The sequence below is a fragment of the Ideonella sp. genome (genome assembly GCF_036277275.1).
Taxonomy (GTDB): Bacteria; Pseudomonadota; Gammaproteobacteria; order Burkholderiales; family Burkholderiaceae_C; genus Ideonella.
The window spans coordinates 1-26,852 of record NZ_DASUNH010000022.1; the positions used below are offsets into that span (position 1 = coordinate 1).

The window sequence follows — 26,852 nt, forward strand, 5'->3', positions numbered from 1 at the left end:
GCGGGTGCGATCGATGCCAACGAGGCGCTGGTTGTCGAGGCGGGCACCGGCGTGGGCAAAACCTTTGCTTACCTTGTGCCGGTACTGGTGTCGGGTAAACGCACGCTGGTCAGCACGGCGACCAAGAACCTGCAGGACCAGCTGTTCTTCCGCGACCTGCCGCGCTTGCGCGATGCATTGGGTCTGCCGGCGACGGTGGCTCTGCTGAAGGGGCGTGGCAGTTATCTGTGCCGGCATCGGCTGGCGCAGGCGCGCGAAGGTGCGGTGTTGCCGGACCGTATGGCGGTACGCGCGCTGGCGCGCATCGAGACCTGGGCTCAGGCGACCACCAGTGGCGACATCAGCGAGCTGGAGGGGCTGGACGAGCGCTCCGAGGTGATCCCGATCGTCACCTCGACGCGCGAGAACTGCCTGGGCAGCGAATGCCCGGAGTACCACGCCTGCCACGTGATGAAGGCGCGGCGCGATGCGATGGCGGCCGACATCGTGGTGATCAACCACCACCTGTTCTTTGCCGACCTGGCGCTGCGCGACAGCGGCGTCGCCGAACTGCTGCCGACGGTGGACGTGGCGGTGTTCGATGAAGCCCACCAGATGGTCGAGGCGGGCATCCAGTTTCTCGGCCAGACGCTGGGCACCGGCCAGGTGATCGACTTCTCGCGCGATCTGCTGGCCGCAGGCTTGCAGCACGCGCGTGGCTTGCTGCCGTGGGCGGACATCGCCGGCGCCTGCGAGAAGGCCGCACGTGACTTGCGCATTGCCGCTGCAGGCGAGCTTCACGACGTGCGTGCACTCGTCAAGCGGCGCTGGGACGAGGCGGCGCGAGGCGATGTGCTGGACGAACCGCTGGAGCGACTGGCGTCGACGCTGGCCGCCGCAGGCGACGCGGTGGAAGGCGTTGTTGAGTCGGCGCCCGATTTCACCCGTCTGCAACAGCGCGCGAAGGAGCTGGCGGCCCAGGCGGCGCGTTTCCAGAAGCCCAGCCCGGTCGATCACGTGCGCTGGGTCGACCTGACGCCCAACCAGGCGCGGCTGATCGAATCGCCGCTCGACATCCGGGCGATGATGACTCAGCAACGCGCGGCAGCCAGCCGGGCCTGGGTCTTCACCTCGGCCACGCTGGGCGATGACGAGAGTCTGAGCTGGTTCAGCGAAGCCGCCGGCCTGGAGGACGCCAGGCACCTACGGGTGGGCAGCCCGTTCGACTACGCCGCGCATGCGCGCGTGTACGTGCCGCCACGCTTTCCCGCGCCCAATGAGGCGGCACACAACACGATGGTGGGTCGCGCGGCGGCTCACTGCGCCGCAGCGCTGGGCGGCCGCACCTTTGTACTGACCACCACGCTGCGCGCGATGAAAGTGGTCGCCGAGGCCCTGACCAACGAGCTGGCCGATCTGGGCCAGCCGCTCGAAGTGCTGGTGCAGGGCACGGCGGCCAAGCGCTCGCTGCTGTCGCGTTTCCAGCAAGGTGGCAGCGTGCTGGTTGGCTCCCAGAGTTTCTGGGAGGGTATCGACGTGCCCGGCGAAGCCCTGCAATGCGTGTTGATCGACAAGCTGCCGTTCCCGCCGCCAAACGATCCGCTCGTCGAGGCGCGTGTGCGGCAGTTGAAGGAGCAGGGCCGCGATGCCTTCAACGACTACTTCGTCGCCGAAGCGGCGATCTCGCTGAAGCAGGGTGCCGGGCGGCTGATCCGCACCGAGACGGACCAAGGCCTGCTGGTGATTTGCGACAGCCGGCTGCGCCAGGCGCGCTATGGGGCGCGTCTGCTCAGGGCCCTGCCGCCGATGCAGCCGCTGGAGAACGGCGAACAGGCGTTGGCCTGGTTGCGGTCATTGCGCTGAGCAGCGCCAGCGGCGGTCGGCGTCATCGGCGACGCCCGCCGGGCGGGCTCTTACCAGAGCTGCCACCAGGCCTTGTCTTCGCGCGCCTTGCCGTCAGCCAGGAAGCGGCTCTGCGGGAAGTTGCCTTTCAGCACGCGGTCGGCGTCGTCACGCAGCTCGGCCAGGCCCAGCTTGTCGTAGGCACGGCTCATGATGTAAAGCGCTTCTTCGATCGCGGGCGTCTGCGGGTAGGTCGTGATCGCCTGTTGCGCACGGTTGGCGGCGGCGATGTAGGCGCCGCGGCGCAGGTAGTAGCGGGCGACGTGCACTTCGTAGTCGGCCAACGCATTGACCGTGAAATCCATGCGCAGCTTGGCGTCGGGGGTGTACTTCGAATCCGGGAACTGCTCGACCAGCTGCTTGAACGATTGGTAGGCATCGCGCGCGGCCTGCTGGTCACGTTCGGACAGCTTCTGCTGCGACAGCGCGGCGAGGAAGCCGATGTTGTCGTTGAAATTCACCAGGCCGCGCAAGTACAGCGCGTAGTCCAGACCGGGGCTGGACGGGTTCAGCTTGATGAAGCGGTCGAGCGTCGACAGTGCTGCGGCCTTCTCTCCGGCCTTCCAGTTGGCGTAGGCCAGGTCGAGCTGGGCCTGTTGTGCCAGCAGCGTGCCACCAGCGCGACCTTCGACACGCTCAAGCAGCTTGATTGCGTTCAGCCAGCCGCCAGCCGCCATGTCTTCCTTGGCGTCTGCATACAATTTCTCCGCCGTACCCTGGATGTCGCCGTCGTCCTTGTTGAAGAACGAGCTGCAGCCAGTCAGCAGCACAACCAGGGACACCATCGCGGCGCGCGTCAGCGGCCTGCGGAACAAGTCTTGGATCATCGGTGGGGGCACGCAGCGACGAGCGCGCTGCGCGAAAATGGTCTCGCCAAGCAATGCGAAGGATTATATGGGGGGGCTCTCAGTGCCTCGGGCCGCGGTGCCGACCGGTGCTGCAGACGGGCTGCCTGACGACAGCGAGGTCGACAACGGCCCCGAGACACGTGCCTGGCGGCTCGACGCCGAGGCCCATGGCCAACGGCTGGACAAGGTGCTGGCCGGCCTGGTGCCGGAGTTTTCGCGCAGCCACCTGCAAACATTGCTGGCGGCGGGCGAGGTGACGCTGGATGGCGCGTCATCCACGGTCGCATCGCGCAAGGTCAAGGTCGGGCAGCAGCTGTCGATCACACTGGTGCCGCCGGCAGAAGCGCGCGCCTTCACGCCGCAGGCCATGGCGCTGGACGTGCTGTACGAAGACGCGCATCTGCTGGTGCTGCACAAGCCGGCCGGCCTGGTGGTGCACCCTGCGGCGGGCAATTGGTCGGGCACCTTGCTCAACGGGCTGCTGGCGCGGGACGTCAATGCCGCACGGCTGCCGCGTGCCGGCATCGTGCACCGGCTGGACAAGGACACCTCGGGCTTGATGGTGGTGGGCCGCAGCCTGGAGGCGGTGACGGCGTTGATCCGCGACATGGCTGCGCGCGACATCCGCCGCCGCTATCTGGCGTTGGCGCAGGGGGACGTCGGTCGCGAGCCGTTCACGATCGATGCACCGGTCGGGCGCGACCCGACGGCGCGCATTCGCATGGCCGTCACGCCGGGCGGCAAGACCGCGCGCACCGATGTGTTCCCGGTGGCGTTCCAGGGGGGCATCAGCGCCGTGCGCTGCGAGTTGCACACCGGCCGCACGCACCAGATCCGGGTGCACCTGGCATCGCGTGGGCATGCGCTGGTGGCCGACACGGTTTACGGCGGCAAACCGGCGTTGGGCATGCAGCGTCAAGCCTTGCATGCAGCCGAATTGGAGCTGGCGCACCCCATCAGTCGCGAGCCGTTGCGTTTCGAGGCACCGCCGCCGGAGGATTTCGCGAAAGCGTGGGCCGCTGTGGTGTCAACTTGACAAGAAGGGGCGGCCCTTATGCAGGCTCGTCGGGGCGGGTTTACAATGCGTTCCCAGGCCGACAGATCCAGCGGGATCCGCCGAATGAATCCACCGCACCCGGCGCAAGCCGCTGCGCGGGGCGCAAGTCGAGCCACTGGTGTCGGGCCGTAGCCGCCGCCGTCTGCCGAAAGCCCGTTGAGGGCCCGCCAGGCAAGCCGCTGCCGCGATGCCGACCATCGCCAACGAACCGCACTGTCGACGCAGTCCGTGCGATCGCCCGCGCAGGCCGAGCCTGCGCCCGGCAATTGCCCCCGCCGATGGGCTTGTTGAAGACAACCGCTGCCTGACCGCAGCTTGTGACCCGTGTCGATACCCGATCGATGAATACCCAGGACGCCAAGCGCGTGCTCGAAACCGCGCTCATCTGCGCCAGCCAGCCGATGCCGCTGCGCGACATGCGAGCGCTGTTTGCAGACCAACTCGGCGCCGATACCTTGCGCTCGCTGCTTGACGAACTCGGGCGCGACTGGGTTGGTCGCGGTGTCGAACTGGTGACGCTGGCCACCGGCTGGCGTTTCCAGAGTCGGCCCGAGATGCGCGAGTTTCTCGACCGCCTGAACCCCGAGAAACCGCCGCGCTACTCTCGTGCGGTGCTTGAAACGCTGGCGATCATTGCTTACCGCCAGCCGGTGACGCGGGGCGACATTGAAGACATCCGCGGTGTGGTCGTCTCCAGCCAGATCATCAAGCAGCTGGAGGATCGCAACTGGATCGAGGCCATCGGCCACCGTGACGCCCCAGGCCGACCGGCGCTGTACGCGACGACCCGTCAGTTCCTCGACGACCTGGGCCTCGAAAGCCTGGATCGCCTGCCGCTGCTGGACGGCCCGCCGGGCGCGGAAGCGCTGAAAACCTTGGGTGCCGAGCAGGTTGACCTGCTGAGTGACCAGGGTGAGTTGCCGCTGGACGGGCAGCCGGCCGACGATGCCGGCGCGAATGCCGAGCCGGCGCCTGCGGGCCAGGCCGTGAGCGCCGAAACATCGGCCGCTGAAGCCGCCGGCGGGGATGTCCCGCCCGCGACGCGGGCCGCGGATGAAGCTGGCACCGAGCCCGTTCCGGAGAACGCTGAAGCAGTCGTCGTTGGCACAGAAGCCGCCGAAGGCGATTCGCACGGGCTGCGTGATGCGGCACCGGAACCCGCTGAACCGGTTGTCGAGCTGGCTGATGTCGGCGAAGAAACAGCCCTGGCCCCAAGCGAGCCTTCTGATACCGATCCAGCGGTGCCGGTCGCCAATGAACCGGCAGATGAGTTGCACGCCGCCGACCCGGCGGCACCGCCCGAAGGCGAGCCGGCCGAGACGGCCGGATCGCTCGCAACGTCCACCCCCGAACTTCCCTCGTCGACCGAACCTGTCGCGCCCGTCGACGAACACCACACACCGGCCGACGACCAGGCCGAGCCTCCTGTCACCCCCACCAACGCGCCCCAAGCATGAACACCGATTCGAAGTCCGACCCGTCGTTGCCCGCCGAGATGGCGCCGGCACCCGATGCCGCTGTCGACGGGGCGCCCGCGGCGCCCAAGCGCCGGACGCGTACGCGCAAGGCGGACGCTGCGGATACCAGCGCGGTCGAAGCCACGCCGGCGCCGGCCGTCGAGGGTGAAGCACCCGCCGAAAAGCCCGCGCGCAAGCCGCGCACGCGCGCCGCGAAGAAAGATGGCGAATCGCCGTCGGCCGACACGCCGATGACAGCGCCCGTGTCCGAAGCGCCGGCGCCCGTCGTTCAGGTGCAGGCAACCTCGGTTGCCGAATCGGGCGGCGAGTCAAGGGGGGGCGAGGGTGCCGACGCAGCTCCGGCTGGGCAAGCCGCTGGCGAAGCCGGTGAAGGCGGCCAGGGCAGCGGCGAATCGCGCCGGGACCGCGGCCGCAACCGCCGTCGGCGCCGCGGAGGCGACCGGGGTGAGCGCGACGAGCAGGCGGGAGGCGCGCCGCGTCCGCCGCAACCGGTGGCCGCCGAACAGTCGGCGCCAGACACCGGTGCCTTGTTCGCTGCCGTGATTGCAGGTGAGTTCGACGGCAGCGACAGCGAAGCCGCCGAAATGGCCGAGACGCAAGCCGCAGCGGCGGACGCCGGTGCGATGCCCGACGAGGCGGAGTCCAGCCCGGTGGCCGAGGCCGCCGCCGCGACGGCCACCGTCGAGGAAGAGGGCGGCGACAAGCGCGTGCTGCTGCCCGACCCCGATGCACCCAAGCTGCACAAGGTGCTGGCCCAGTCGGGCATCGGTTCGCGCCGTGACATGGAGCAAGCCATCATCGACGGCCGCGTGGCCGTCAACGGCGAGACGGCCCACACAGGGATGCGCATCTCGTTTGGTGACCGTGTGACGCTGGACGGCAAGCCGGTTCGCGTGCGCATCGCGCCGCCGCCCGCACGGGTGATCGCCTACCACAAGCCCGTCGGCGAAGTGGTGTCGCACGACGACCCGCAGCAGCGTCCGACCGTGTTCCGAAAACTGCCGCGGCTGCCGCAGGGCAAGTGGCAGTCGGTGGGGCGTCTGGATATCAACACCGAAGGCCTGTTGCTGTTCACCAACTCGGGTGACCTGGCCAACAAGCTGATGCACCCGCGTTTTGGCGTCGAGCGCGAGTACGCGGTGCGCGTGCTCGGCACGCTGGAAAAAGAGGCCAAGGAGCGGCTGCTGGCCGGGGTCGAGATCGAGGGGCAGGCCGCGGCCTTCAAGTCGATCGAAGACGGCGGCGGCGAAGGTGTGAACCATTGGTACCGCGTGGTGATCACCGAAGGGCGCAACCGCGAAGTGCGTAAGCTCTTCGATGCGGTGGGCCTGACGGTGAGCCGGCTGATCCGCATCCGCTACGGCTGCGTGGTGTTGCCGCGCGGTTTGAAGCGTGGCGTCTGGGTCGACCTGGGTGAGGGCGACCTGCGCGCGCTGCGCCAGATGACCGACGGCGGGGGGCGCCCGGAGCCGCGCCCGGACAACCGCAACGATCGGCGCGACAACCGCAATGACCGTGGCGATCGCGGGGATCGCGGCGGCGACAGGGGCCACGGCAAGCGCGGCCCTGACGGCGGTGGGCAGGAGCCGCGCCACGCCGACCGACACAGCAAGAAAAAGCCGCACAACCAGCCTCAGAACCAGCCGCGCCGCGACCGGCCGGAACGTGTGGAATCCGACCGGCTGCCAGGCGAGATGCGCGAGCCGGGTGATCCGACGCGCATCCCGAACCCGCTGCAGCAGACCTTCGACAAGCGCGCCATCCAGCGCGAGCGCTCGACCCGCCGCGAGGACGATTTCGAGAACGGCCCGATCCCGAACCCGCTGCAGCAGACCTACGACAAGCGCTTCGTGCAGCCGCAGCGCGGTTTCGGCACCGGCGGCGGCAAAGGGGGCGGCAAGCAAGGTGGTGGCGGCAACCAGCGCGAACCCGATCCGATGCAGACATCGGTCGGCTACATCGGCGCCGATGCCTTCACGCGCAAGGCCCATGGCAAGGGCGGGCGTCGCGGCGGCCGCCGCTGAGTCGCAACAGGCTGTTTGCCTCGCCAGATACGCCAACAGGCGAGGCTAGAATTCAAGGCTTTGCTCACGCAACCACCGGCTCTCGGGCCGGTCGAAGATTCAACCCAAGAAAGTTCAGGAATACGCCATGGCCATCGAACGCACCCTCTCGATCATCAAGCCCGACGCCGTCGCAAAGAACGTGATCGGCCAGATCTACGCCCGTTTTGAAGGCGCCGGCCTGAAGATCATCGCTGCGCGCATGATGCACCTGTCGCGCGCCGAGGCCGAAGCCTTCTACGCCGTGCACAAGGCCCGTCCGTTCTTCAACGACCTGGTCAGCTTCATGATCTCCGGCCCGGTGATGGTGCAGGCGCTGGAAGGCGAAGGCGCGATCCTGAAGAACCGCGACCTGATGGGCGCCACCGACCCGAAGAAGGCAGAGAAGGGCACCATCCGTGCCGACTTCGCCGACTCGATCGACGCCAATGCCGTCCACGGTTCGGACGCCGCCGAGACCGCTGCAGTCGAAATTGCGTTCTTCTTCCCCGGCATGAACATCCACTCGCGCTGATTTCGGCGCGGGCGGCCAGGGTCGCACGATGAGTCTTGTCAATCTGCTGGACTTCGATCTCGACGGGCTGGCTGCCTATTGCGAGGGGCTGGGTGAGAAACGCTTTCGCGCCACCCAGCTGTTTCGCTGGATCCATCAAAAGGGCGCCGCCGATTTCGGCGCCATGACCGACCTGGCCAAATCGCTGCGCGACAAGCTCGCCGGCGTGGCCGAGGTCAAGTTGCTGCCGGTGGCCACCGAGCAGGCCTCGGCGGACGGTACGATCAAGTGGCTGTTCGACGTCGGTGGCGGCAACGCGGTCGAAACCGTCTTCATCCCTGAAGACGATCGCGGCACGCTGTGCATCTCGTCGCAGGCAGGTTGTGCGGTAGGTTGCCGCTTCTGCTCCACGGGCCACCAGGGCTTTTCGCGCAACCTCACGACGGGCGAGATCCTGGCCCAGCTCTGGTACGCCGAGCACCACCTGCGCCAGCGCCTGAAGCTGGCACCCGGCGAACGTGCAATCACCAACGTGGTGATGATGGGCATGGGCGAGCCGCTGCAGAATTACGGTGCGCTTGTGCCTGCGCTGAAGGTGATGCTGGACGACCATGGCTACGGCTTGTCGCGCCGGCGGGTCACCGTGTCGACCTCCGGCGTCGTGCCGATGATCGATCGACTGCGCGAGGATTGTCCGGTAGCGCTGGCGGTGTCGCTGCACGCACCGACCGATCCGTTGCGCGACGACCTGGTCCCGCTGAACAAGAAGTACCCGCTGGTCGAATTGCTGGCCGCCTGCCGCCGCTACCTCGAAGCGGCGCCGCGAGACTTCATCACCTTCGAATACTGCATGCTCGACGGGGTCAACGACAGCGACGACCAGGCCCGTGAGCTGCTGGCGCTGGTCAACGGCCGCGGTGCCGGTGGCAACGAGCGCGTGCCCTGCAAGTTCAACCTGATCCCGTTCAACCCCTTCCCGGAATCTGGCCTGCTGCGCTCGCCTCGCGCGCGGGTGCTGGCGTTCGGCAAGGTGCTGCAGGACGGTGGTCTGGTGACGACGATCCGCAAGACGCGCGGCGACGACATCGACGCCGCCTGCGGTCAGCTCGCCGGTGAGGTACAAGACCGCACGCGTGCGGCGCAGCGCATGAAACGCCTGCCGGTCCGGGTGGTGGCTGCCCCGCCAGACAATCTGCCCAAAACTCGTTGACAACCAGGCCCCGGCCTCCGAAGGAGACACTGCATTGACGTCCAAGCATTGCGGGACCGCCCGCGCACGGTGGCTGGTGGCGGGCCTCGGCCTGTCGGTGGTGATGGGCCTTTTGCAGGGGTGCGCGGCGCCGGCTGGTGGCAGCACGGCCAGCAAGCCCACCGGGGACGTCCAGACCGAATCGGACACATCGGACGCCGATCGGCGCGCCCGGGTGCGCATGGAGTTGGCGGCGGCCTATTTCGGCCGTGGGCAGTCGACGACGGCACTCGATGAGGTCAAGCTGGCGCTGCAGGCCAAGCCTGACATGGCCGATGCCTACAACCTGCGGGGCCTGATCTACGCCAGCATGAACGAGCCGGCGTTGGCGGAAGACAGTTTCCGCCATGCACTGCAGATCAACCCGCGCGACGCGGACGCGATGCACAACTTCGGCTGGTTCCTGTGCCAGCAGCGCCGCTTCGCCGATGCCGACGCCCAGTTCAGCGCGGCGCTGGCGGTGCCCAACTATCGCGACCTGATTCGCACCAACCTGGCGATGGGGGTCTGCCACGCGCGCAACAACCAGTTGCCCGAGGCCGAGCGCTCCCTGCAGCGGGCGTACGAGCTGGATCCGGCCAACCCGACCACTGCGCTGAACCTGGCGGAAGTGCTGCTGCGGCGTGGTGAGTTCGAGCGTGCGCGGTTCTACGTGCGGCGCGTCAATGCCGTCGACGAGCTGGTGAATGCGCAGACGCTTTGGTTGGCTGCCCGCATCGAGAAGAAGCTCGGTCAACAGTCCCAGGTCCAGATCCTGGGCAGCCAACTGACCAATCGTTTCCCCCAGTCCCCCGAAGCCCTGCTGTACGAAAAGGGTCGATTCGATGAGTGAGTCCGGCGACGAAGCAACTCCGCCCGCGGCCAGCCCCAACACAGCCGGCGCCTTGCTGCGTGCCGCGAGGCAGGCCCAGGGGCTGCACGTGGCGGCGCTGGCCACCACACTCAAGGTGCCGCCGCGCAAGCTCGAGGCACTGGAAAACGACCGCTACGACGAGTTCCAGGGCGCGACCTTCGTGCGCGCACTGGCGCAGGCCGCCTGCCGGGCGCTGAAGATCGACCCAGGGCCCGTGCTGGAGCGCTTGCCCGAACTCGACAGCGGTGCCCTGAGCCAGCTGGAGCGTGGGCTGAACGCCCCGTTCCGCGAGCGCGGGGCGCGGCGCGAATCGGCCGAGATGCCTGCCGCCAGCAGCGCTGTGCTGCTGGTGGTGGTCGCGCTGATACTGGGCACGCTGGCATTCATGTTCTGGCCGGCGAATTGGCACTTGCCCAGCCTGACGTCGGTCACTGCGCCGCCAACGTCGGCGGCCGACACGCCAGCGGTCGACATCAGCGCACCGCTCAACGTTCCCGGCGTGCCGGCCGGTGCCGCCTCGGTCGTTGAGTCGACCTTTCCGGCGCCAGCCCTGCCCACCGCTGGCCTGCCGGCGGCGCAGTTGCCGGGTCAGGCCGGGGTGAGCAGCACGGCGCCGGTGCCGCCGCAGCCGGCATCGGCTGCGGGCGTGCGCGGGCCTGCCTCGGTGCCGGGCGCTGTTTCGCCCGCGCCGGTGGCGTCCACTGCGCTTGCCGCCCCGGGTGGCACGCTGCTGCAACTGCAGGCGCACAAGCCTTCGTGGATCGAAGTGGTGGATGGCCGATCGCAAGTGTTGCTGGCACGAACGTTGGCCGCCGGTGAAGCCGTGGGCTTCGACGGGGTCTTGCCGCTGCGTGTCAAGATTGGCAATGTGGCGGACACCGAGGTGAGCTTCCGTGGCCGGCCGGTGGATCTGGCCCCGCAAACGCGCGACAACGTGGCGCGGCTGGAATTGAAATGACGAGTGGGCGCATGACTGCACAGCTGGACCCGACCCGAGCCCTGGACGAAGAGCAACCGATCACGCCCGCAGCACCTGTTGCCCGGCGCAGCCGCCAGGCTCGTGTGAGCTGGGGCGACCGCGTCGTCACTGTAGGCGGCGATGCGCCGGTGCGCGTGCAGTCGATGACCAACACCGACACGGTCGACGTGATCGGGACAGCGATTCAGGTCAAGGAGCTGGCGATCGCCGGCTCCGAGATGGTGCGCATCACAGTCAATACGCCCGAAGCCGCCGCTGCGGTGCCGCACATCCGCGATCAGCTCGACCGCATGGGCATTGACGTGCCGCTGATCGGCGACTTCCACTACAACGGCCATCGCCTGCTGACCGAGCATCCGGCCTGCGCCGAAGCGCTGTCGAAGTACCGCATCAACCCCGGCAACGTGGGCAAGGGCGACAAGCGCGACAAGCAGTTCGCGCAGATGGTCGAGGCCGCCTGCCGTTACGACAAGGCGGTGCGCATCGGCGTCAACTGGGGCTCGCTCGACCAGGAGTTGCTGGCCTCGCTGATGGACGATAACCACCTGCGCGCCAACCCCTGGGACGCGAAGCAGGTGATGTACCAGGCGCTGGTCCAATCGGCGCTGCAGTCCGCCCAGGCGGCACGCGACGTGGGGCTGGACCCGAACCAGATCATCATCAGCTGCAAGGTCAGCGGCGTGCAGGACCTGATCTCGGTCTACCAGGCGCTCGGCCAGCGTTGCGACTACCCGTTGCACCTGGGTCTGACCGAGGCCGGCATGGGCACCAAGGGCACGGTGGCCTCGGCCGTCGCGCTGTCGGTGCTGCTGCAGCAAGGCATCGGCGACACGATCCGCGTCTCGCTGACGCCGCAGCCCGGCGAGGCCCGTACCCAAGAGGTGGTGGTGGCGCTGGAAATCCTGCAGGCGCTGGGCCTGCGCAGCTTCAACCCCAGCGTCACCGCTTGCCCGGGTTGCGGCCGCACGACCAGCACCACCTTCCAGGAGCTGGCCAAGCAGATCGACGACTTCCTGCGCGCGCAGATGCCGGTCTGGCGCGCCCGCTACCCCGGTGTCGAAGAGATGAAGGTGGCCGTGATGGGCTGCATCGTCAACGGCCCGGGCGAGAGCAAGCACGCCAACATCGGCATCAGCCTGCCGGGTACCGGCGAAGCGCCGGCCGCGCCGGTCTTCATCGACGGCGAAAAAGCGATGACGCTGCGCGGCGAGGGGATTGCGCGCGAGTTCCAGACCATCGTCGAGCAGTACATCGAGCGCCGCTACGGCACGGTGACCGCCGCGCATTGACGGTGGCCTGAACCTCCTCCGCTCGCCGGGCGCGACCAGGTCGCGTCCGCCCCTGTCTTGAGCCCGCCTCCTTCATGAGGCGCGGCGTTCTCCTGCAAGCCACCATGACCAAGGTTCTCCAAGCCATCAAGGGCATGAACGACATCCTGCCGGGCAGCATCCCGCGCAAGGACAAGCTGCCCGATTCGGCGCTATGGCACTGGTTCGAGTCCACCGTGCGCACGGTGCTCGCCCGCTACGGCTACCAGTACATCGTCACGCCCATCGTCGAGCCCACCGCGCTGTTCGTGCGCGGCCTGGGCGAAGTGACCGACATCGTCGAGAAGGAGATGTACTCCTTCACCGATTCGATGAACGGCGACAAGCTGACGCTGCGCCCCGAGGCCACCGCCGGCATCGTGCGTGCGATGGTCGAGCACAACGCGCTGTACAACGGCCCGCTGCGTCTGTGGACGATGGGCGCGATGTTCCGCCACGAGCGGCCGCAGAAGGGCCGCTATCGCCAGTTCCACCAGCTGGACGTCGAAGCGCTGGGCTTCGCAGGGCCGGACGTCGATGCCGAGATCATCCTGATGGTGCGACGGCTGTGGAAGGAGCTCGGCCTCATCGAGGGCCAGCACGTGCGTCTGGAGCTGAACAGCCTGGGGCAACCGGCGGAGCGGGCTGCGCACCGCGCCGCGCTGATCGCGTACTTCGAGGCGAACGCCGGCCAACTGGACGAAGAGGCCAAACGCCGCCTGCACAGCAACCCGTTGCGCATCCTGGACACCAAGAACCCGGCGATGCAGGCGATGGTCGAAGCCGCGCCCAAGCTGATGGACTTCCTCGGCGAAGAGACGCTGGCGCACTTCAACGCCGTCCGTGCGATCCTCGACGCTGCCGGGCTCGAGTACCGCGTCAACACCCGCCTGGTTCGCGGCATGGACTACTACAACCTGACGGTCTTCGAGTGGGTCACCGACCACCTCGGTTCGCAGGGTACGGTGTGCGGCGGTGGCCGCTACGATGGGCTGATCGAGCAGCTCGGCGGCAAGAGTGCGCCGGCTGTCGGGTTTGGTCTGGGCATCGAGCGCCTGCTGCTGCTGATCCAGGAATTGCAGCTACCGGTGCCCAGCGGCGCGCCCGATGTCTACGCCGTGATCCCCGACCCGAGCGCTTTGCCGCAGGCCTTGGCCACGCTGGAAGCGCTGCGAGGTGAGGGCGTCGCAGTCCAGATGCATGCTGGCGGCGGCAACTTCAAGTCGCAGTTCAAGAAGGCCGATGCGAGCGGCGCTCGCTTTGCATTGATCTTCGGCGGTGACGAGCTGGCGCGCGGCATGGTGAGCGTGAAGGCGCTGCGCGATGCGGGCATTGCCCAGGTCGAGCAGCCGCTGGATGCGGCCTCCAGCTGGGCCAGCATGCTGCTGGCCTCTCGGCGGGACGCATAATCCCGGCTTTCGCCCACGGCAGTGGGCTTCTGGCACTCACAGCCTGCTCGTTCCGAGCGGGCCCTTTGGTTTGATCGGCTCATGGCAAGCAATCTCGATCTGCAAGAACAGGAACAGCTCGATGAGCTGAAGGCGTTCTGGAAGCAATACGGCAACCTGATCACCTGGGGCGTGACGCTGGTGTTGGGTGCCTTCGCGGCCTTCAACGGCTGGAACTACTGGCAACGTGACCAGGGCACCAAGGCCGCCGTGATGTACGAAGAATTCGACAAGGCCATCCAGGCTGGCGATGCCGACCAGGCCGGTCGCGTCTTCTCGGACCTGAAGGAGCGTTACGCCCGCACGGCCTACGCCCAGCAGGCCGGTCTGCAGGCCGCCAAGCTGCAAGCCGACAAGGGCAAGGACGACGCCGCGCAGGCCAGCCTGACCTGGGTTGCCGAACAGGCCACCGATGAAGAGTACAAGGCGTTGGCGCATTTGCGTCTGTCGGCCCTGCTCCTGGACAAGAAGGCGTACGACGATGCGCTGAAGCATCTCGACGCGATCAAGTCGCCCGAGTTCGCCGCGCTGGTGGACGACCGCCGGGGCGACATCCTGCTCGCCTCGGGCAAGAAGGACGACGCCTCGAAGGCCTACATGGCCGCTTACAAAGCGATGAACGATCAGGTGGAGTACCGCCGCATCGTTGAGGCCAAGCTGGCCAGCCTGGGTGCCGCACCCGAGCCGGCCGCTGCAGCCAGCGGGGTGGCTCAGTGATGGCGGTCCGCACGTCAACCAAACTGGCTGCCGCCGGCCTGGTGGCCTTGGCCGTGTTGGCCGGCTGTGCCGCGGACAAGCCCAAGCCCGCGAGCCTGGAGCCGCTGGAGTCGCAGATTGCCGGCCGCCAAATCTGGAACACGCGCCTGAGCGATGTGACCTTTCCGCTGTTGGTGACCGTGCGCGCCGGTCGCTTTCACGTTGCTGCAGACAACGGCACCGTCGTTGCGCTGGAGGCTGCGACCGGCCGCGAGATCTGGCGCGGTGACGCAGGCGGGCGCTTGTCTGCCGGTGTCGGCAGCGACGGTCGCTACGCGGCGGTCGTGACCCGCGACAACGAACTGGTCGTGATGGACGGCGGCAGCGTCACCTGGCGTGCAAAGCTCGAGTCGCCAGTCGTGACGGCGCCGCTGGTCGCCGGCGAGCGCGTCTTCATCGTCGGCGTCGACCGCATCGTGCATGCCTTCGACGTGCTCGATGGCCGCCGCCTCTGGACGCTGAAGCGCCCGGGCGATGCCTTGACGCTGTCGCAAGCCGGTGTGCTGGCGGCCTACAAAGACACCTTGCTGGTCGGGCAGGGCGCTCGCCTGCTGGGGCTGGACCCGTTGAAAGGCACCGTTCGCTGGGACACCGCGTTGACCACGCCGCGTGGCACCAACGAGGTCGAGCGCCTGGCCGATCTGGTCGGCCCGCCGTCACGCACCGGCAGCGTGTTCTGCATGCGTTCGTTCCAGAACGCGGTGGGCTGCATTGACGCCGAGCGTGGCACGCTGAAGTGGGTGCAAAACGGTGGTGGCGTCGAGGCTGTCGGCGGCAACGACGAGTACGTGGTCAGTGCAGACGGCAGTGATCGCATCACCGCTCGCAAGCGCGCCAGTGGCGAGTTGGCCTGGACCAGCGAAATGCTGTTGAATCGTGCGGTGAGCGCGCCGGTCGCGATGGGCACGACGGTGGTCTTCGGTGACTACGAGGGCTTGCTGCACTTCATGGCGCAGGACACCGGCAAGCCGCTGTTGCGACTGCCGACCGATGGCTCGCGCGTCGCAGCACCGCCCGTGCTGTCCGACAGCAACCTGCTGGTCGTCACCCGCGCCGGCGGGGTGTTCGCATTCCGACCGGAATAGTTTTTCTCTTGAATTGAAGGCCCCGCCTTGAAACCCGTCATCGCCCTGGTGGGGCGTCCCAACGTCGGCAAGTCCACGCTGTTCAACCGGATGACGAAGAGCCGCGACGCGATCGTTGCCGACTTCGCCGGGCTGACGCGAGATCGCCATTACGGCGACGGCCGGCTGGGCAGCCGCGAGTTCATCGTCATAGACACCGGTGGCTTCGAGCCCGACAGCACGACCGGCATCGTCAAGGAAATGGCACGCCAGACCCGGCAGGCCGTGGCCGAGGCCGACGTGGTGATCTTCGTCGTCGATGTGCGCACCGGCCTGTCCGGCCAGGACCAGGACATCGCGCGCTTCCTGCGCCAAGCCAACAAGCGGGTGCTGCTGGCTGTCAACAAGGCGGAAGGGATGTCCGAATCCCCGCTGCTGGCCGAGTTTCACGAGCTGGGCATGGGCGAGCCGCACCCGGTATCGGCGGCGCACGGGCAGGGCATCCGCAGCCTGCTGGAAGCGGCGTTGGTCGACTTCCCGGAGGAAGACGAAGAAGCCGCCGAGCCAGACGAGAACGCGCCGATCCGCCTGGCGGTGGCCGGTCGGCCGAATGTCGGCAAATCGACGCTGATCAACACCTGGCTGGGCGAAGAGCGCTTGATCGCGTTCGACATGCCGGGAACGACACGCGACGCGATCCACGTTCCGTTCGAGCGCGACGGCAAGCGCTTCGAACTGATCGACACCGCCGGCCTGCGCCGCAAGGGCAAGGTTTTCGAAGCGATCGAGAAGTTCTCCGTCGTCAAGACTTTGCAGGCGATCGCCGATGCGAACGTGGTGGTGCTGATGGTCGATGCCACGCAGGGTGTCAGCGACCAGGATGCGCACATCGCCGGCTACATCCTCGATTCGGGCCGGGCGGTGGTGATCGCGATCAACAAGTGGGACGCGATCGACAGCTACCAGCGCCAGATGTTGGAGCGATCGATCGAGCAGCGCTTGGCGTTCCTGAAGTTTGCGCCGCTGTTGCACATCTCGGCCTTGAAGCGGCAAGGCCTGGGGCCGCTCTGGAAGGCGATTGCCGATGCCCATGCGTCGGCCACCAAGAAGATGCCGACGCCGGTGTTGACGCGTCTGCTGCACGAAGCGGTGGAGCACCAGGCACCCAAGCGCGCCGGTGCCTTCCGGCCCAAGCTGCGCTATGCGCACCAGGGCGGGATGAATCCGCCAATCATCGTGATCCACGGCAATTCGCTGGAGCACGTCACGGATTCGTACAAGCGTTATCTCGAAGGGCGCTTCCGCGAGCATTTCAAATTGGTCGGCACGCCGATGCGCATCGAAATGAAACTCTCACGGAACCCTTTCGCCGACGGCGAACACTGAGAGTGGGCGCGCCTCGGGGCACGCCAGGCGGTGTCAACGGGCCAGATGCCCTTGAACCACGGTGTCGATGGCACCAAAGAGGCCGGATTCCCGGCCCGCTGTGTTAACGTGACAACTCCAACACTTTTTCCAACACGGAGCATATCGTGAGCAACAAAGGGCAACTCCTACAAGACCCCTTCCTGAACCTGCTGCGCAAGGAGCACGTTCCGGTTTCGATCTACCTGGTCAACGGCATCAAACTTCAGGGCCATATCGAATCTTTCGACCAGTATGTTGTGCTGTTGCGCAACACCGTGACGCAAATGGTCTACAAGCACGCGATCTCCACCGTCGTGCCGGGCCGTGCCGTCAACTTCCACGCCGCCGACGCCGGCGACAACACCTGACCGCCGCGCGAACGCTGTCGCTGCCGCAGGCGACTTGGCTTCACGACCGACCTTGAGCGCCGACGCTTACCCGCCCGCGCCCGCTGACACCGAGGCGGCGCGGGCAGTTCTCGTCGGCGTGGACCTCGGTCCGGGTTCATCCTTCGATCCCACCCTCGACGAACTGGCGTTGCTGGCCGAATCGGCTGGCGATGAACCGGTGGCTCGCGTCATTGCCAAACGCAAGGCGCCGGACCCGGCCTTGTTCGTCGGCTCGGGCAAGGCGGACGAGATCAAGCTGATGGTGCAGGCCCATGCTGCCCATGGCGTGATCTTCGACCAGGCCTTGTCACCTGCTCAGCAGCGCAATCTGGAGCGCCATCTCGGTGTGCCTGTGGCTGACCGCACTGCATTGATCCTTGAAATCTTCGCCGCCCGCGCGAAGAGCCACGAGGGCAAGCTGCAGGTGGAACTTGCCAGGCTGCAGTACCTGTCGACCCGACTGGTGCGGCGCTGGAGCCACCTGGAGCGCCAACGCGGCGGTGTTGGCCATCGAGGCGGCCCGGGTGAGGCGCAGATCGAGTTGGACCGTCGGATGATCGGTGACCGCATCAAGTCGGTCAAAGAGCGCCTGGAGAAGGTCAAGCGTCAGCGTGGCACGCAACGCCGTGCGCGCGAGCGCAGCGGCACCTACAAGGTCTCGCTGGTCGGCTATACCAACGCGGGCAAGTCGACGCTGTTCAACGCGATGGTCAAGGCCCGCACTTATGCGGCCGACCAGCTGTTCGCCACGCTCGACACGACCACGCGTTCGCTCTACCTGGGCGAGGCGGGCCGTTCGGTCTCGTTGTCGGACACCGTCGGCTTCATCCGAGACCTGCCGCACAAGCTGGTCGAGGCGTTCCAGGCGACGCTGCAGGAGGCGGCCGATGCCGACCTGCTGCTGCACGTGATCGACGCCAGCAGCCCGGTGCTGCAGGAGCAGCAGGCCGAGGTCGAGCGGGTGCTGGAAGAAATCGGCGCCCAGGGCATTCCGCAGATCCTGGTGTTCAACAAGCTCGATCGCATCGAGCCAAGCCACCGGCCGCGCGTGCTGCACGACGAGCTGGAAGTGGCGCCGAACGTGCGCGTGCCGCGGGTTTTCGTCAGCGCCCTGACCGGCGAAGGTCTGGGCAAGCTGCGTGAGCTGATTGCGGCGCATGCAGCCCCGCCGGCCTTGAGTTCCGAGCCTGAAGCCTTCACCTTGCCTGACGGCAGCGTCGCGCCGACGCCGCGTCACTGAATCCGACTTTCCATCCTATTCAATACGGGCCCCATGGCATGAGCATGCGAACCCTTCAACCCGATGCCCCCGGCTTCGGCGCCCGCCTCGGCGCGCTGGCACGTGCTGCGCGCGCTCTCGTGATGAACAACGGCAGGCACGACGGCCCGCCTGACCTGGACGAGCTCTGGCGTGACTTCAACCGCAAGCTGTCGGGCCTGTTCGGCGGCAAGGGCGGTGGTGGCCCCCGCAGTGGTGGCCCGGAAGACCCCGGCTTCCAGCCTGACATGAAAAGTGCCGGCATCGGCCTCGGTTTGATCGTCGGCCTGGTGGTGCTGATCTGGGCCGGCAGTGGCCTGTTCATCGTCCAGGAAGGCAACCAGGCGGTGGTCACCACCTTCGGCAAGTACAGCACCACGGTGTCCGCCGGCATGCAGTACCGCCTGCCATACCCCTTCCAGGCCCATGAGACGGTTCCGGTCACGCAGCTGCGCTCGGTCGAGGTTGGCCGCAACACGGTCGGTCAGGCCACGGGTCTGCGTGATTCATCGATGCTGACTCAGGATGAGAACATCGTCGACATCCGTTTCATCGTGCAGTACGTGCTGAAGGACGCGCGGGCCTTTTTGTTCGAGAACCGCGACACCGACCAGGCGGTCGTGCAGGCCAGCGAATCGGCCGTGCGCGAGATCGTCGGCAGCAGCAATGTCGACTCGGTGCTATACGAGAAGCGCGACGCGATTGCGACCCTGCTCGCGAAATCGATCCAATCGCAGCTCGACAAGCTGAACGCTGGTGTCACGATCAAGAACGTGAACCTGCAGAACGTGGCGGTGCCCGAGCAGGTGCAGGCGTCGTTCGACGACGCCGTCAAGGCCGGCGCCGACCGCGACCGCTTCAAGAACGAAGGTCAGGCCTACGCCAGCGATGTCATTCCCAAGGCGCAGGGCACGTCGTCGCGCCTGCGTGCGGAGGCTGAGGGCTATCGCTCCCGCATCATCGCCACTGCCGAGGGTGATGCCGAACGCTTCAACTCCGTCTACACCGAATACCAGAAGGCGCCGGCGGTAACGCGGGACCGCCTGTACATCGACACGATGCGTGAGGTCTATTCCAACGTCAGCAAGGTCATGGTCGAGACCCGAAATGGCTCCAACCTGCTGTACCTGCCGCTGGACAAGCTGATGCAGCAGTCCGGCTCGACGGCGCCTGCGGCCGCCGCCACGCCAACCCCGACGCCGCCGGCGGACGCGAACGCCGACCGCACACGCGACATCCGCAGCCGCGACCGCGACAGCCGCTGAAACGCCGCTGACGCCCACTTGCGCCGAAACCCATTGGAAACCTCATGAACCGATTCGCCGTCATCGTCGGCAGCGTGCTGGTGCTGCTCGTGCTGGCTGCCTCGACGCTGTTCATCGTCGACCAGCGCCAGGTCGCCGTCGTCTACGCCCTGGGCGAGATCAAGGAAGTGATCACCGAGCCAGGCCTGAAGGTCAAGCTGCCGCCTCCGCTGCAAAACGTCGTCTTCCTCGATCGCCGCATCCAGACGCTCGACAGCCCCGAGGCCAAGTCGATCTTCACCGCCGAGAAAAAGACGCTGGCCATCGATTGGCTGGTCAAGTGGCGCATCGCGGATTCGCGTCAATTCATCCGCAACAACGGTGTCGACCTGCGCAACCTCGAAAACCGCCTGAGCCCGGTCGTGCAGGCTGCGTTCAACGAAGAGGTCACCAAGCGCAACGTGGGCATGGTGCTCGCTACCGAGCGCGAGAAGATCATGAACGACGTGAAGGCGCGTCTGGCGGAGCCGGCCAAGTCCTTCGGCGTCGAGATCATCGACGTGCGGATCAAGCGCGTCGACTTCGTCGCCAGCATCACCGACTCGGTCTACCGCCGCATGCAGTCCGAGCGCCAGCAGGTGGCCAACGAGCTGCGTTCCAAGGGCCAGGCCGAAGGCGAACGCATCCGCGCCGACGCCGACCGCCAACGCGAAGTGATCATTGCAGAGGCCTACCGCGACGCGCAGAAGATCAAAGGTGAGGGCGACGCGAAAGCTTCGGCCATCTATGCCAGCGCCTTCGGTCGCGACGCCCAGTTTGCGCAGTTCTACCGCAGCCTCGAGGCCTATAAGCAGAGCTTTCGCAACAAGAGCGACGTGATGGTCGTCGACCCTTCGTCGGACTTCTTCAAGGCGATGCGTGGCAGCGGCGGCGGAAGCGCACCGCCGGCCAAGAAGTGAGCCGGGGCGCGCCAGCCGCTTGGAAAGTGGCCTGAACCATGGGTGACCTGCTCATTCCAGCACTGGCGCTGATGCTGGTGTTCGAAGGCCTGTTGCCGTTTTTCAGCCCGGGCCGCTGGCGCGAGATTTTCCTGCGTGCCACCCAGCTGAGCGACGGCCAGATCCGCTTCATCGGCTTGACCAGCATGCTGATCGGGCTGGCGGTTTTGCTGCTTTTGGGCAACTGAGGGCGGCGCGTCAAGTACCCGCTTGGCGAAACCCCCCCTGTACAATGCCGGTTTTAACCCCGGTGCTTTTTCATGTCCTCTGCTTGGCTGTTGCCAGAGCACATTGCTGACGTCCTGCCCGCAGAGGCCAGGCGCATCGAGGAACTGCGACGCCAATGGTTGGACCGGGCCCGCGGCTACGGCTTCGAGCTGGTGATGCCCCCGCTGCTGGAGTACCTGGACTCATTGCTGTCCGGGACCGGCCGTGAACTGGACCTGAAGACCTTCAAGCTGGTCGATCAACTCTCCGGCCGAACGCTCGGCCTGCGCGCCGACACGACGCCGCAAGTCGCCCGCGTCGACGCCCACTTGCTCAACCGCGAAGGCGTGACGCGCCTGTGCTACTGCGGCCCCGTGCTGCACACGCGGCCCTCGGGCCTGCACATGACGCGCGAGCCCCTGCAGTTCGGCGCCGAGATCTTCGGCCATGCCGGCCTCGAGGCCGACCTGGAAGTGCAGGAGCTGGCGCTCGACGGTCTGGGTGCCATCGGCGCGCGCGAGCTGACGATCGACCTGGGTGACGCCCGTGTCGTGCGCTCGGTGCTCGCGGGCGTACCGCTGGATGCCGCTGCGCTGACTGAACTGGTGGCCGCCTTGACCGCCAAGGACGGCAGCGCCGTGCAGGCGTTGGCGCGCCAATGCCCACCGGAAACGCGCGCCGGTTTGGCTACGCTGATGGAGCTGTACGGCGGCGACGAGGTGCTGGAACAGGCACGCCACCGCCTGCCGGCTCGTGCACCGATTGCTGCAGCTTTGACCGACCTGGCGTGGCTGGCCGGCCACCTGCGCCAGTCGAACCCCGAGGTGCGCATCGGCTTCGACCTGTCGGACATGAGCGGCTACGCCTACTACAGCGGCGTGCGCTTTGCGATCTATGGTGCAGGCTCGACCAACGCGCTGGTGCGCGGAGGTCGCTACGACGAAGTCGGCGCCGTATTCGGCCGGAACCGCCCGGCGGTGGGTTGCAGCCTGGACCTGAAGGGTCTGACCGCGGTGACGCCGATCGCGCCGCCGCGGGCTGCTGTGCGTGCGCCCTGGGGCGAAGACGCCGGCCTGCGCGCCGCTGTGCGCCAACTGCGCGCCCAGGGCGAGACGGTGGTCTGCATCTTGCCGGGCCACGAGCACGAAACCCAGGAATTCGATTGCGACCGCGAGTTGGCTGCGGTCGACGGCCAATGGGCTGTGCGCGCGCTCTGACCCGCGGGCAAGCAGCCCACTTCCGAATCCTTTGACTTGATGACATCGATGCAACAGAGCAGCACCAACGCCGCCTCGAGCGGCCATAACGTCGTCGTCGTCGGCACCCAATGGGGCGACGAGGGCAAGGGCAAGGTTGTCGACTGGCTGACCGACCATGCGCAGGGTGTGGTCCGCTTCCAGGGCGGCCACAACGCTGGCCACACACTGGTGATCAAGGGCGTCAAGACGGCGCTTCAGCTGATCCCGTCGGGCATCATGCGCGACGGCGTGGCCTGCTACATCGGCAATGGCGTGGTCGTCGATCCTTCGCACCTGCTGCTGGAGATCGAGCGCCTCGAAAAAATCGGACTGGACGTGCGCTCGCGCCTGTATCTCAGCGAGTCGTGCCCGCTGATCCTGCCGTTCCATGTCGAGGTCGACAAGGCACGCGAAGCGCTGCGCGAAACCAGCGGCGCCGGCAAGATCGGCACCACCGGCAAGGGCATCGGCCCGGCCTATGAAGACAAGGTGGCTCGTCGCGCGCTACGGGTGCAAGACCTGAAGCACCCTGAGCGTTTTGCTGCCAAGCTGCGCGAGCTGCTGGATCTGCATAACTTTGCACTTGGCGGTTACCTGAAGAGCACGCCGCTGGAGTATCAGCCGATCTTCGACCAGGCGATGAAGATGGGCGAGGCGCTGCGGCCGATGATGGCCGATGTGGGTTACCGCATCCACACCGCCAACCGCGCAGGCGCCAACCTGCTGTTCGAAGGCGCGCAAGGCACGCTGCTGGACATCGACCACGGTACCTACCCGTACGTCACCTCCAGCAACTGCGTGGCCGGCAATGCGGCCGCTGGTTCGGGTGTCGGGCCGGACATGCTGCACTACATCCTGGGCATCACCAAGGCCTACACCACGCGCGTGGGCTCCGGGCCGTTCCCGACCGAGTTGCCGATGGACGAGGCCGGCACGGTGGGCCACCACCTGTCGACCATCGGCCAGGAGCGCGGCACGGTGACGGGCCGCCCGCGCCGCTGCGGCTGGCTCGATGCGGCCGCGCTGAAGCGTTCGATCATCATCAACGGCATCTCCGGCCTGTGCTTCACCAAGCTCGACGTGCTCGACGGGCTGAAGGAGATCAAGGTCTGCATGGGCTACACACTGGGTGGCCAGTCGATCGACATCCTGCCGCTGGATGCCGATGACATCGCGGCCTGCCGGCCCGTCTACGAAACCTTCCCGGGCTGGGAAGGATCAACCGCAGGGCTGACGCAGTGGGACCAGCTGCCGCTGAATGCGCGTCGCTACATGGAGCGTGTGCAGTCCTTCATCGGTGCGCCGATCGACATGGTGTCGACGGGTCCGGACCGCGACCACACCATCTTGTTGCGGCACCCCTACAAGGTGGCCTGACCACATTCAAAAGACAGAGGGACAACGATGCTGACCGACGATGGCAAACACCTGTACGTCTCCTGGGACGAATACCACCTGCTGATCGAGCGCCTGGCGCTCAAGGTGCACAACTCGAGTTGGGAGTTCGACCAGATCCTGTGCCTGGCCCGCGGCGGCATGCGCCCGGGCGACGTGTTGTCGCGCGTGTTCGACAAGCCCCTGGCCATCATGTCGACCAGTTCCTACCGCGCCGAAGCGGGCACCATCCAGGGCCGGCTCGATCTTGCCAAGTACATCACCATGCCCAAGGGCGAGCTGGCGGGCAGGGTGCTGTTGGTCGATGACCTGGCTGATTCGGGCGTGACGCTGAAGGCGGTGGTTGACCGCTTGCGGGGCATCCCGTCGATCACCGAGTTGCGCTCGGCGGTCATCTGGACCAAGGCCGTATCGAGCTACACGCCCGACTACTACGTCGAGATGTTGGCCACGAGCCCGTGGATCCACCAGCCCTTCGAAGACTACGACAATCTGCGCCCGGAAGGCTTGGCGCGAAAGCTGTCGGTCTGATCGGCGGGCTTCTTCCTTTGGCCGCGACCACGAGCATCAATGGCCACGTGGTCGGGCTTGTGCACTCCGCAAATTCGCACTCCGCAAATTCGAGCAGTTTGGCGAGCAGTTCGATCAGCGCAACGGCAAAGAAAAAAGGGCCAGCACTTTCGTGCTGGCCCTCTTGTATTTCTTGTTGTTCTTCTGTTCTTATTGCTCTTAACTTTGGTGCCCAGGAGAGGACTCGAACCTCCACGGAGTTACCCGCTAGTACCTGAAACTAGTGCGTCTACCAATTCCGCCACCTGGGCTTAACGTTGTGTCGTAGTCGTTTGAATGACCGCGTTGCAACGAAAGATAGGACTATACCATCAAAACAAAAACGAATGCAAGTACCCCCGCGTTGGGTGGTGCATTGATGAGCGAAGTCGAGGGCATCGTCCTCGGCCACCGCGACGGCCATGGCTTCTTGCAGCGCGATGACGGCGAGCCCGACATCTACCTTGCCCAGCAGGAAATGCGCGCGGTGCTGCACAAGGACCGGGTGCGCGTGCGGGTCATCCGCTACGACCGCAGGGGCCGGCCCGAGGGGCGCATCATCGAGATCCTCGATCGTCGCAAGGCGCCGATCATCGGCCGCCTGCTGCACGAGAACGGCATGTGGCTCGTGGCCCCTGAAGATCGGCGGTATGGGCAGGACATCCTGATCCCGAAGAACGCCACGGCGAGCGCAGCGGCGGGGCAGGTGGTGGCGGTCGAGTTGACCGAGCCTCCGTCGATGTATTCGCAGCCCGTCGGCCGCGTGACCGAAGTGCTCGGGCAGATCGACGACCCGGGCATGGAGATCGAGATCGCGGTGCGCAAGTACGAGGTGCCGCACCGCTTCTCGCCCGAGACGCTGGCGCAGGCCGCGGCGCTGCCTGACAAGGTGCGTGCCGTCGACATGAAGCACCGCATCGATCTGACCGACGTGCCGCTGGTGACCATCGACGGTGAAGACGCGCGCGACTTCGATGACGCGGTCTACTGCGAGCCGCACAAGAGCGGCCGCGGCAAGACGGCGTTCGACGGCTGGCGCCTGCTGGTCGCGATCGCCGACGTCAGCCACTACGTCAAGCCGAGTGAACCGCTGGACGAGGACGCTTACGAGCGTGCGACCTCGGTCTACTTCCCTCGCCGCGTCATCCCGATGCTGCCGGAGAAGCTGTCGAACGGCCTGTGCTCGCTGAATCCCGAGGTCGATCGCCTGAGCATGGTCTGCGACATGCTGATCAACAGCGATGGCGAGATGCACGCGTACCAGTTCTACCCTGCCGTCATCTGCTCGCACGCCCGCTTGACCTACACCGAGGTGGCGGCGGCACTCGCCAACACCCGTGGGCCCGAGGCAGCGAAGCGGCGCGACATCCTGCCGCAACTGCTGAACCTGCACGAGGTCTACCGTGCACTGCTGAAGGCGCGCCACCGTCGCGGTGCGATCGACTTCGAGACGACCGAGACGCAGATCGTGTGCGACGAAAACGGCCGCATCGAAAAGATCGTGCCGCGCACGCGCACCGACGCGCATCGCCTGATCGAAGAGGCGATGTTGGCCGCCAATGTCTGCGCGGCCGAGTTCATTGCCGGAGCCGAGCATCCATCGCTGTTTCGCGTGCACGAGGGGCCGACGCCCGAGAAGCGCACGACGCTGCAGAACTACCTGAAGAGCCTGGGCCTTGGTCTCGCGATCAGCGAAGACCCGACGCCCGGTGAGTTCCAGGCCATCGCCGAGGCGACCAAGGACCGCGTCGACGCGAGCCAGATCCACATGATGCTGCTGCGCTCGATGCAGCAGGCGATCTACTCACCGGCCAACAGCGGCCACTTCGGCCTGTCCTATGGCGCTTACACCCACTTCACCAGCCCGATCCGGCGTTATCCGGACCTGCTGGTGCATCGGGTGATCAAGGCGGTGTTGGCGAAGAAGCGCTACCACCTGGCCACTGGCGAGCTGGCCGACACGGGCAGCCGCGCCACCAAGCTGCGCAAGGGCAGCAAGGCGGCCAAGCCGCACATCAGCGAGCAAGAACACTGGGAAGGCGCTGGCGCGCATTGCAGCGCCAACGAGCGCCGCGCGGACGAAGCCTCACGCGATGTCGAGGCCTGGCTCAAGTGCCGCTACATGCGCGAGCACCTGGGCGAAGAGTTCGCCGGCACGGTGAGCGCAGTGACGAGCTTCGGCCTGTTCGTGACGCTCGACGCGCTGTACGTCGACGGCCTGGTCCACATCACCGAACTGGGCGGCGAGTACTACCGCTTCGACGAGATGCGGCAAGAGCTGCGCGGCGAGCGCACCGGCATCCGTTACGCGATTGGTGCGCGGGTGCGGGTCCAGGTCAGCCGGGTCGACCTGGACGGCCGCAGGATCGACTTCCGCATGGTGCGTGAAGGCGAAGGCGATCGGTTGCTGGCCCGAGGCCGTTCGACCCCGCGCAGCAGCGAGGCGGACAGTGCGGGTGAGGTGCTGGCCGGTATCGAATCGGCCGACCGCGCCCACAAGCGTGCGACCAAGGCCGCCAAGGCGAGCAAAGGGGCTACCAAGGGCAGGCGCGCTGCCGGCAGCACCGCGCGCGCCAGTTCGTCTCGCGCCAAGGCGACGTCCGAGGCCAAGGCCGGCAAGGCGACCGAAGGCGCGTCAACCCGCAGCGTCAGCAAGCCGCGCAGCAAACGCTGACCATGTGTGGCTTGCGG

23 protein-coding genes and 1 tRNA gene are annotated in these 26,852 nt (G+C 66.7%); 22 read left to right on the forward strand and 2 right to left on the reverse strand.

Annotation, left to right across the window (positions count from 1 at the left end; all coding sequences use genetic code 11):
• Positions 1 to 1,842 (forward strand): ATP-dependent DNA helicase (locus VFY73_RS04885; protein WP_414654399.1); only part of this gene is annotated, 1,842 nt, incomplete at its 5' end.
• Positions 1,843 to 1,892: 50 nt separating this feature from the next.
• On the opposite strand, the gene VFY73_RS04890 is transcribed toward VFY73_RS04885, so the two are convergent.
• Entirely contained in the window at positions 1,893 to 2,708 is an 816-nt protein-coding gene (locus VFY73_RS04890; protein WP_329716796.1) for an outer membrane protein assembly factor BamD, read from the reverse strand.
• A 67-nt stretch (positions 2,709 to 2,775) separates the two neighbouring features.
• On the opposite strand from VFY73_RS04890, the gene VFY73_RS04895 reads away from it, so the two are divergent.
• The 20 genes from VFY73_RS04895 to VFY73_RS04990 all read left to right on the forward strand — a co-directional run bounded on the left by VFY73_RS04895 (position 2,776) and on the right by VFY73_RS04990 (position 24,143).
• Positions 2,776 to 3,765, forward strand: a complete 990-nt coding sequence (locus VFY73_RS04895; protein WP_329716797.1) for an RluA family pseudouridine synthase — start codon at positions 2,776 to 2,778, stop codon at positions 3,763 to 3,765.
• A gap of 362 nt (positions 3,766 to 4,127) precedes the next feature.
• Positions 4,128 to 5,243, forward strand: a complete 1,116-nt coding sequence (gene scpB, locus VFY73_RS04900) for an SMC-Scp complex subunit ScpB (protein ID WP_329716798.1) — start codon at positions 4,128 to 4,130, stop codon at positions 5,241 to 5,243.
• Entirely contained in the window at positions 5,240 to 7,288 is a 2,049-nt protein-coding gene (locus tag VFY73_RS04905; RefSeq protein WP_329716799.1) for a pseudouridine synthase, read from the forward strand. The genes scpB and VFY73_RS04905 overlap by 4 nt, the downstream gene beginning before the upstream one ends.
• 127 nt (positions 7,289 to 7,415) lie before the next feature.
• Positions 7,416 to 7,841 (forward strand): nucleoside-diphosphate kinase, encoded by a 426-nt coding sequence (ndk, locus tag VFY73_RS04910; RefSeq protein ID WP_329716800.1) that lies wholly within the window; start codon positions 7,416 to 7,418, stop codon positions 7,839 to 7,841.
• Between the two features lie 28 nt (positions 7,842 to 7,869).
• A complete protein-coding gene (rlmN, locus tag VFY73_RS04915; RefSeq protein ID WP_329716801.1) occupies positions 7,870 to 9,030 on the forward strand; it encodes a 23S rRNA (adenine(2503)-C(2))-methyltransferase RlmN in 1,161 nt (386 codons plus the stop codon).
• A gap of 34 nt (positions 9,031 to 9,064) precedes the next feature.
• The gene (gene pilW, locus VFY73_RS04920; protein WP_329716802.1) at positions 9,065 to 9,901 is read left to right on the forward strand and encodes a type IV pilus biogenesis/stability protein PilW; all 837 of its coding nucleotides are present in this window, start codon (positions 9,065 to 9,067) and stop codon (positions 9,899 to 9,901) included.
• Entirely contained in the window at positions 9,894 to 10,880 is a 987-nt protein-coding gene (locus VFY73_RS04925) for a helix-turn-helix domain-containing protein (protein WP_329716803.1), read from the forward strand. The genes pilW and VFY73_RS04925 overlap by 8 nt, the downstream gene beginning before the upstream one ends.
• Before the next feature lie 11 nt (positions 10,881 to 10,891).
• Entirely contained in the window at positions 10,892 to 12,190 is a 1,299-nt protein-coding gene (ispG, locus tag VFY73_RS04930) for a flavodoxin-dependent (E)-4-hydroxy-3-methylbut-2-enyl-diphosphate synthase (RefSeq protein WP_329716804.1), read from the forward strand.
• A gap of 104 nt (positions 12,191 to 12,294) precedes the next feature.
• Complete coding sequence (gene hisS, locus VFY73_RS04935; RefSeq protein ID WP_329716805.1) at positions 12,295 to 13,617, forward strand: histidine--tRNA ligase; 1,323 nt, start codon at positions 12,295 to 12,297, stop codon at positions 13,615 to 13,617.
• Between the two features lie 81 nt (positions 13,618 to 13,698).
• The gene (locus VFY73_RS04940) at positions 13,699 to 14,373 is read left to right on the forward strand and encodes a tetratricopeptide repeat protein (RefSeq protein WP_329716806.1); all 675 of its coding nucleotides are present in this window, start codon (positions 13,699 to 13,701) and stop codon (positions 14,371 to 14,373) included.
• The gene (bamB, locus tag VFY73_RS04945) at positions 14,373 to 15,497 is read left to right on the forward strand and encodes an outer membrane protein assembly factor BamB (RefSeq protein ID WP_329716807.1); all 1,125 of its coding nucleotides are present in this window, start codon (positions 14,373 to 14,375) and stop codon (positions 15,495 to 15,497) included. The genes VFY73_RS04940 and bamB overlap by 1 nt, the downstream gene beginning before the upstream one ends.
• Before the next feature lie 27 nt (positions 15,498 to 15,524).
• Positions 15,525 to 16,862, forward strand: a complete 1,338-nt coding sequence (gene der, locus VFY73_RS04950; RefSeq protein WP_329716808.1) for a ribosome biogenesis GTPase Der — start codon at positions 15,525 to 15,527, stop codon at positions 16,860 to 16,862.
• Positions 16,863 to 17,008: 146 nt separating this feature from the next.
• Positions 17,009 to 17,251, forward strand: coding sequence for an RNA chaperone Hfq (gene hfq / locus VFY73_RS04955; protein ID WP_329716809.1), 243 nt, complete (start codon positions 17,009 to 17,011; stop codon positions 17,249 to 17,251).
• Positions 17,252 to 17,303: 52 nt separating this feature from the next.
• Positions 17,304 to 18,512, forward strand: a complete 1,209-nt coding sequence (gene hflX / locus VFY73_RS04960) for a GTPase HflX (RefSeq protein WP_329716810.1) — start codon at positions 17,304 to 17,306, stop codon at positions 18,510 to 18,512.
• 44 nt (positions 18,513 to 18,556) lie between these two features.
• Positions 18,557 to 19,795: an FtsH protease activity modulator HflK gene (hflK, locus tag VFY73_RS04965; protein WP_414654400.1), complete on the forward strand. Its 1,239-nt coding sequence runs from the start codon at positions 18,557 to 18,559 to the stop codon at positions 19,793 to 19,795.
• Between the two features lie 44 nt (positions 19,796 to 19,839).
• Entirely contained in the window at positions 19,840 to 20,733 is an 894-nt protein-coding gene (gene hflC / locus VFY73_RS04970) for a protease modulator HflC (protein ID WP_329716811.1), read from the forward strand.
• A gap of 38 nt (positions 20,734 to 20,771) precedes the next feature.
• On the forward strand, positions 20,772 to 20,960 hold the full coding sequence (locus VFY73_RS04975; RefSeq protein WP_329716812.1) for a DUF2065 domain-containing protein: 189 nt from the start codon (positions 20,772 to 20,774) through the stop codon (positions 20,958 to 20,960).
• A gap of 72 nt (positions 20,961 to 21,032) precedes the next feature.
• Positions 21,033 to 22,196: an ATP phosphoribosyltransferase regulatory subunit gene (locus VFY73_RS04980; RefSeq protein ID WP_329716813.1), complete on the forward strand. Its 1,164-nt coding sequence runs from the start codon at positions 21,033 to 21,035 to the stop codon at positions 22,194 to 22,196.
• 39 nt (positions 22,197 to 22,235) lie between these two features.
• Entirely contained in the window at positions 22,236 to 23,594 is a 1,359-nt protein-coding gene (locus VFY73_RS04985) for an adenylosuccinate synthase (RefSeq protein ID WP_329716814.1), read from the forward strand.
• A 27-nt stretch (positions 23,595 to 23,621) separates the two neighbouring features.
• Complete coding sequence (locus tag VFY73_RS04990; RefSeq protein WP_329716815.1) at positions 23,622 to 24,143, forward strand: phosphoribosyltransferase; 522 nt, start codon at positions 23,622 to 23,624, stop codon at positions 24,141 to 24,143.
• A 205-nt stretch (positions 24,144 to 24,348) separates the two neighbouring features.
• On the opposite strand, the gene VFY73_RS04995 is transcribed toward VFY73_RS04990, so the two are convergent.
• Positions 24,349 to 24,433 (reverse strand) — tRNA-Leu (locus VFY73_RS04995).
• Positions 24,434 to 24,540: 107 nt separating this feature from the next.
• On the opposite strand from VFY73_RS04995, the gene rnr reads away from it, so the two are divergent.
• Positions 24,541 to 26,835, forward strand: a complete 2,295-nt coding sequence (gene rnr, locus VFY73_RS05000) for a ribonuclease R (protein WP_329716816.1) — start codon at positions 24,541 to 24,543, stop codon at positions 26,833 to 26,835.
• Positions 26,836 to 26,852 lie beyond the last annotated feature (17 nt).

Excerpts from the sequence above, each read along its gene's own strand:
- VFY73_RS04980 (WP_329716813.1), top strand. The coding sequence starts at position 21,033 with ATGTCCTCTGCTTGGCTGTTGCCAGAGCACATTGCTGACGTCCTGCCC.
- ispG (WP_329716804.1), top strand. The coding sequence starts at position 10,892 with ATGACTGCACAGCTGGACCCGACCCGAGCCCTGGACGAAGAGCAACCG.
- VFY73_RS04940 (WP_329716806.1), top strand. The coding sequence starts at position 13,699 with ATGGCAAGCAATCTCGATCTGCAAGAACAGGAACAGCTCGATGAGCTG.
- rnr (WP_329716816.1), top strand. The coding sequence starts at position 24,541 with ATGAGCGAAGTCGAGGGCATCGTCCTCGGCCACCGCGACGGCCATGGC.
- VFY73_RS04895 (WP_329716797.1), top strand. The coding sequence starts at position 2,776 with ATGGGGGGGCTCTCAGTGCCTCGGGCCGCGGTGCCGACCGGTGCTGCA.
- VFY73_RS04925 (WP_329716803.1), top strand. The coding sequence starts at position 9,894 with ATGAGTGAGTCCGGCGACGAAGCAACTCCGCCCGCGGCCAGCCCCAAC.
- VFY73_RS04905 (WP_329716799.1), top strand. The coding sequence starts at position 5,240 with ATGAACACCGATTCGAAGTCCGACCCGTCGTTGCCCGCCGAGATGGCG.
- ndk (WP_329716800.1), top strand. The coding sequence starts at position 7,416 with ATGGCCATCGAACGCACCCTCTCGATCATCAAGCCCGACGCCGTCGCA.
- hflC (WP_329716811.1), top strand. The coding sequence starts at position 19,840 with ATGAACCGATTCGCCGTCATCGTCGGCAGCGTGCTGGTGCTGCTCGTG.
- scpB (WP_329716798.1), top strand. The coding sequence starts at position 4,128 with ATGAATACCCAGGACGCCAAGCGCGTGCTCGAAACCGCGCTCATCTGC.
- VFY73_RS04975 (WP_329716812.1), top strand. The coding sequence starts at position 20,772 with ATGGGTGACCTGCTCATTCCAGCACTGGCGCTGATGCTGGTGTTCGAA.
- bamB (WP_329716807.1), top strand. The coding sequence starts at position 14,373 with ATGGCGGTCCGCACGTCAACCAAACTGGCTGCCGCCGGCCTGGTGGCC.
- hisS (WP_329716805.1), top strand. The coding sequence starts at position 12,295 with ATGACCAAGGTTCTCCAAGCCATCAAGGGCATGAACGACATCCTGCCG.
- hflK (WP_414654400.1), top strand. The coding sequence starts at position 18,557 with ATGCGAACCCTTCAACCCGATGCCCCCGGCTTCGGCGCCCGCCTCGGC.
- VFY73_RS04990 (WP_329716815.1), top strand. The coding sequence starts at position 23,622 with ATGCTGACCGACGATGGCAAACACCTGTACGTCTCCTGGGACGAATAC.
- rlmN (WP_329716801.1), top strand. The coding sequence starts at position 7,870 with ATGAGTCTTGTCAATCTGCTGGACTTCGATCTCGACGGGCTGGCTGCC.
- VFY73_RS04985 (WP_329716814.1), top strand. The coding sequence starts at position 22,236 with ATGACATCGATGCAACAGAGCAGCACCAACGCCGCCTCGAGCGGCCAT.
- VFY73_RS04890 (WP_329716796.1), bottom strand. The coding sequence starts at position 2,708 with ATGATCCAAGACTTGTTCCGCAGGCCGCTGACGCGCGCCGCGATGGTG.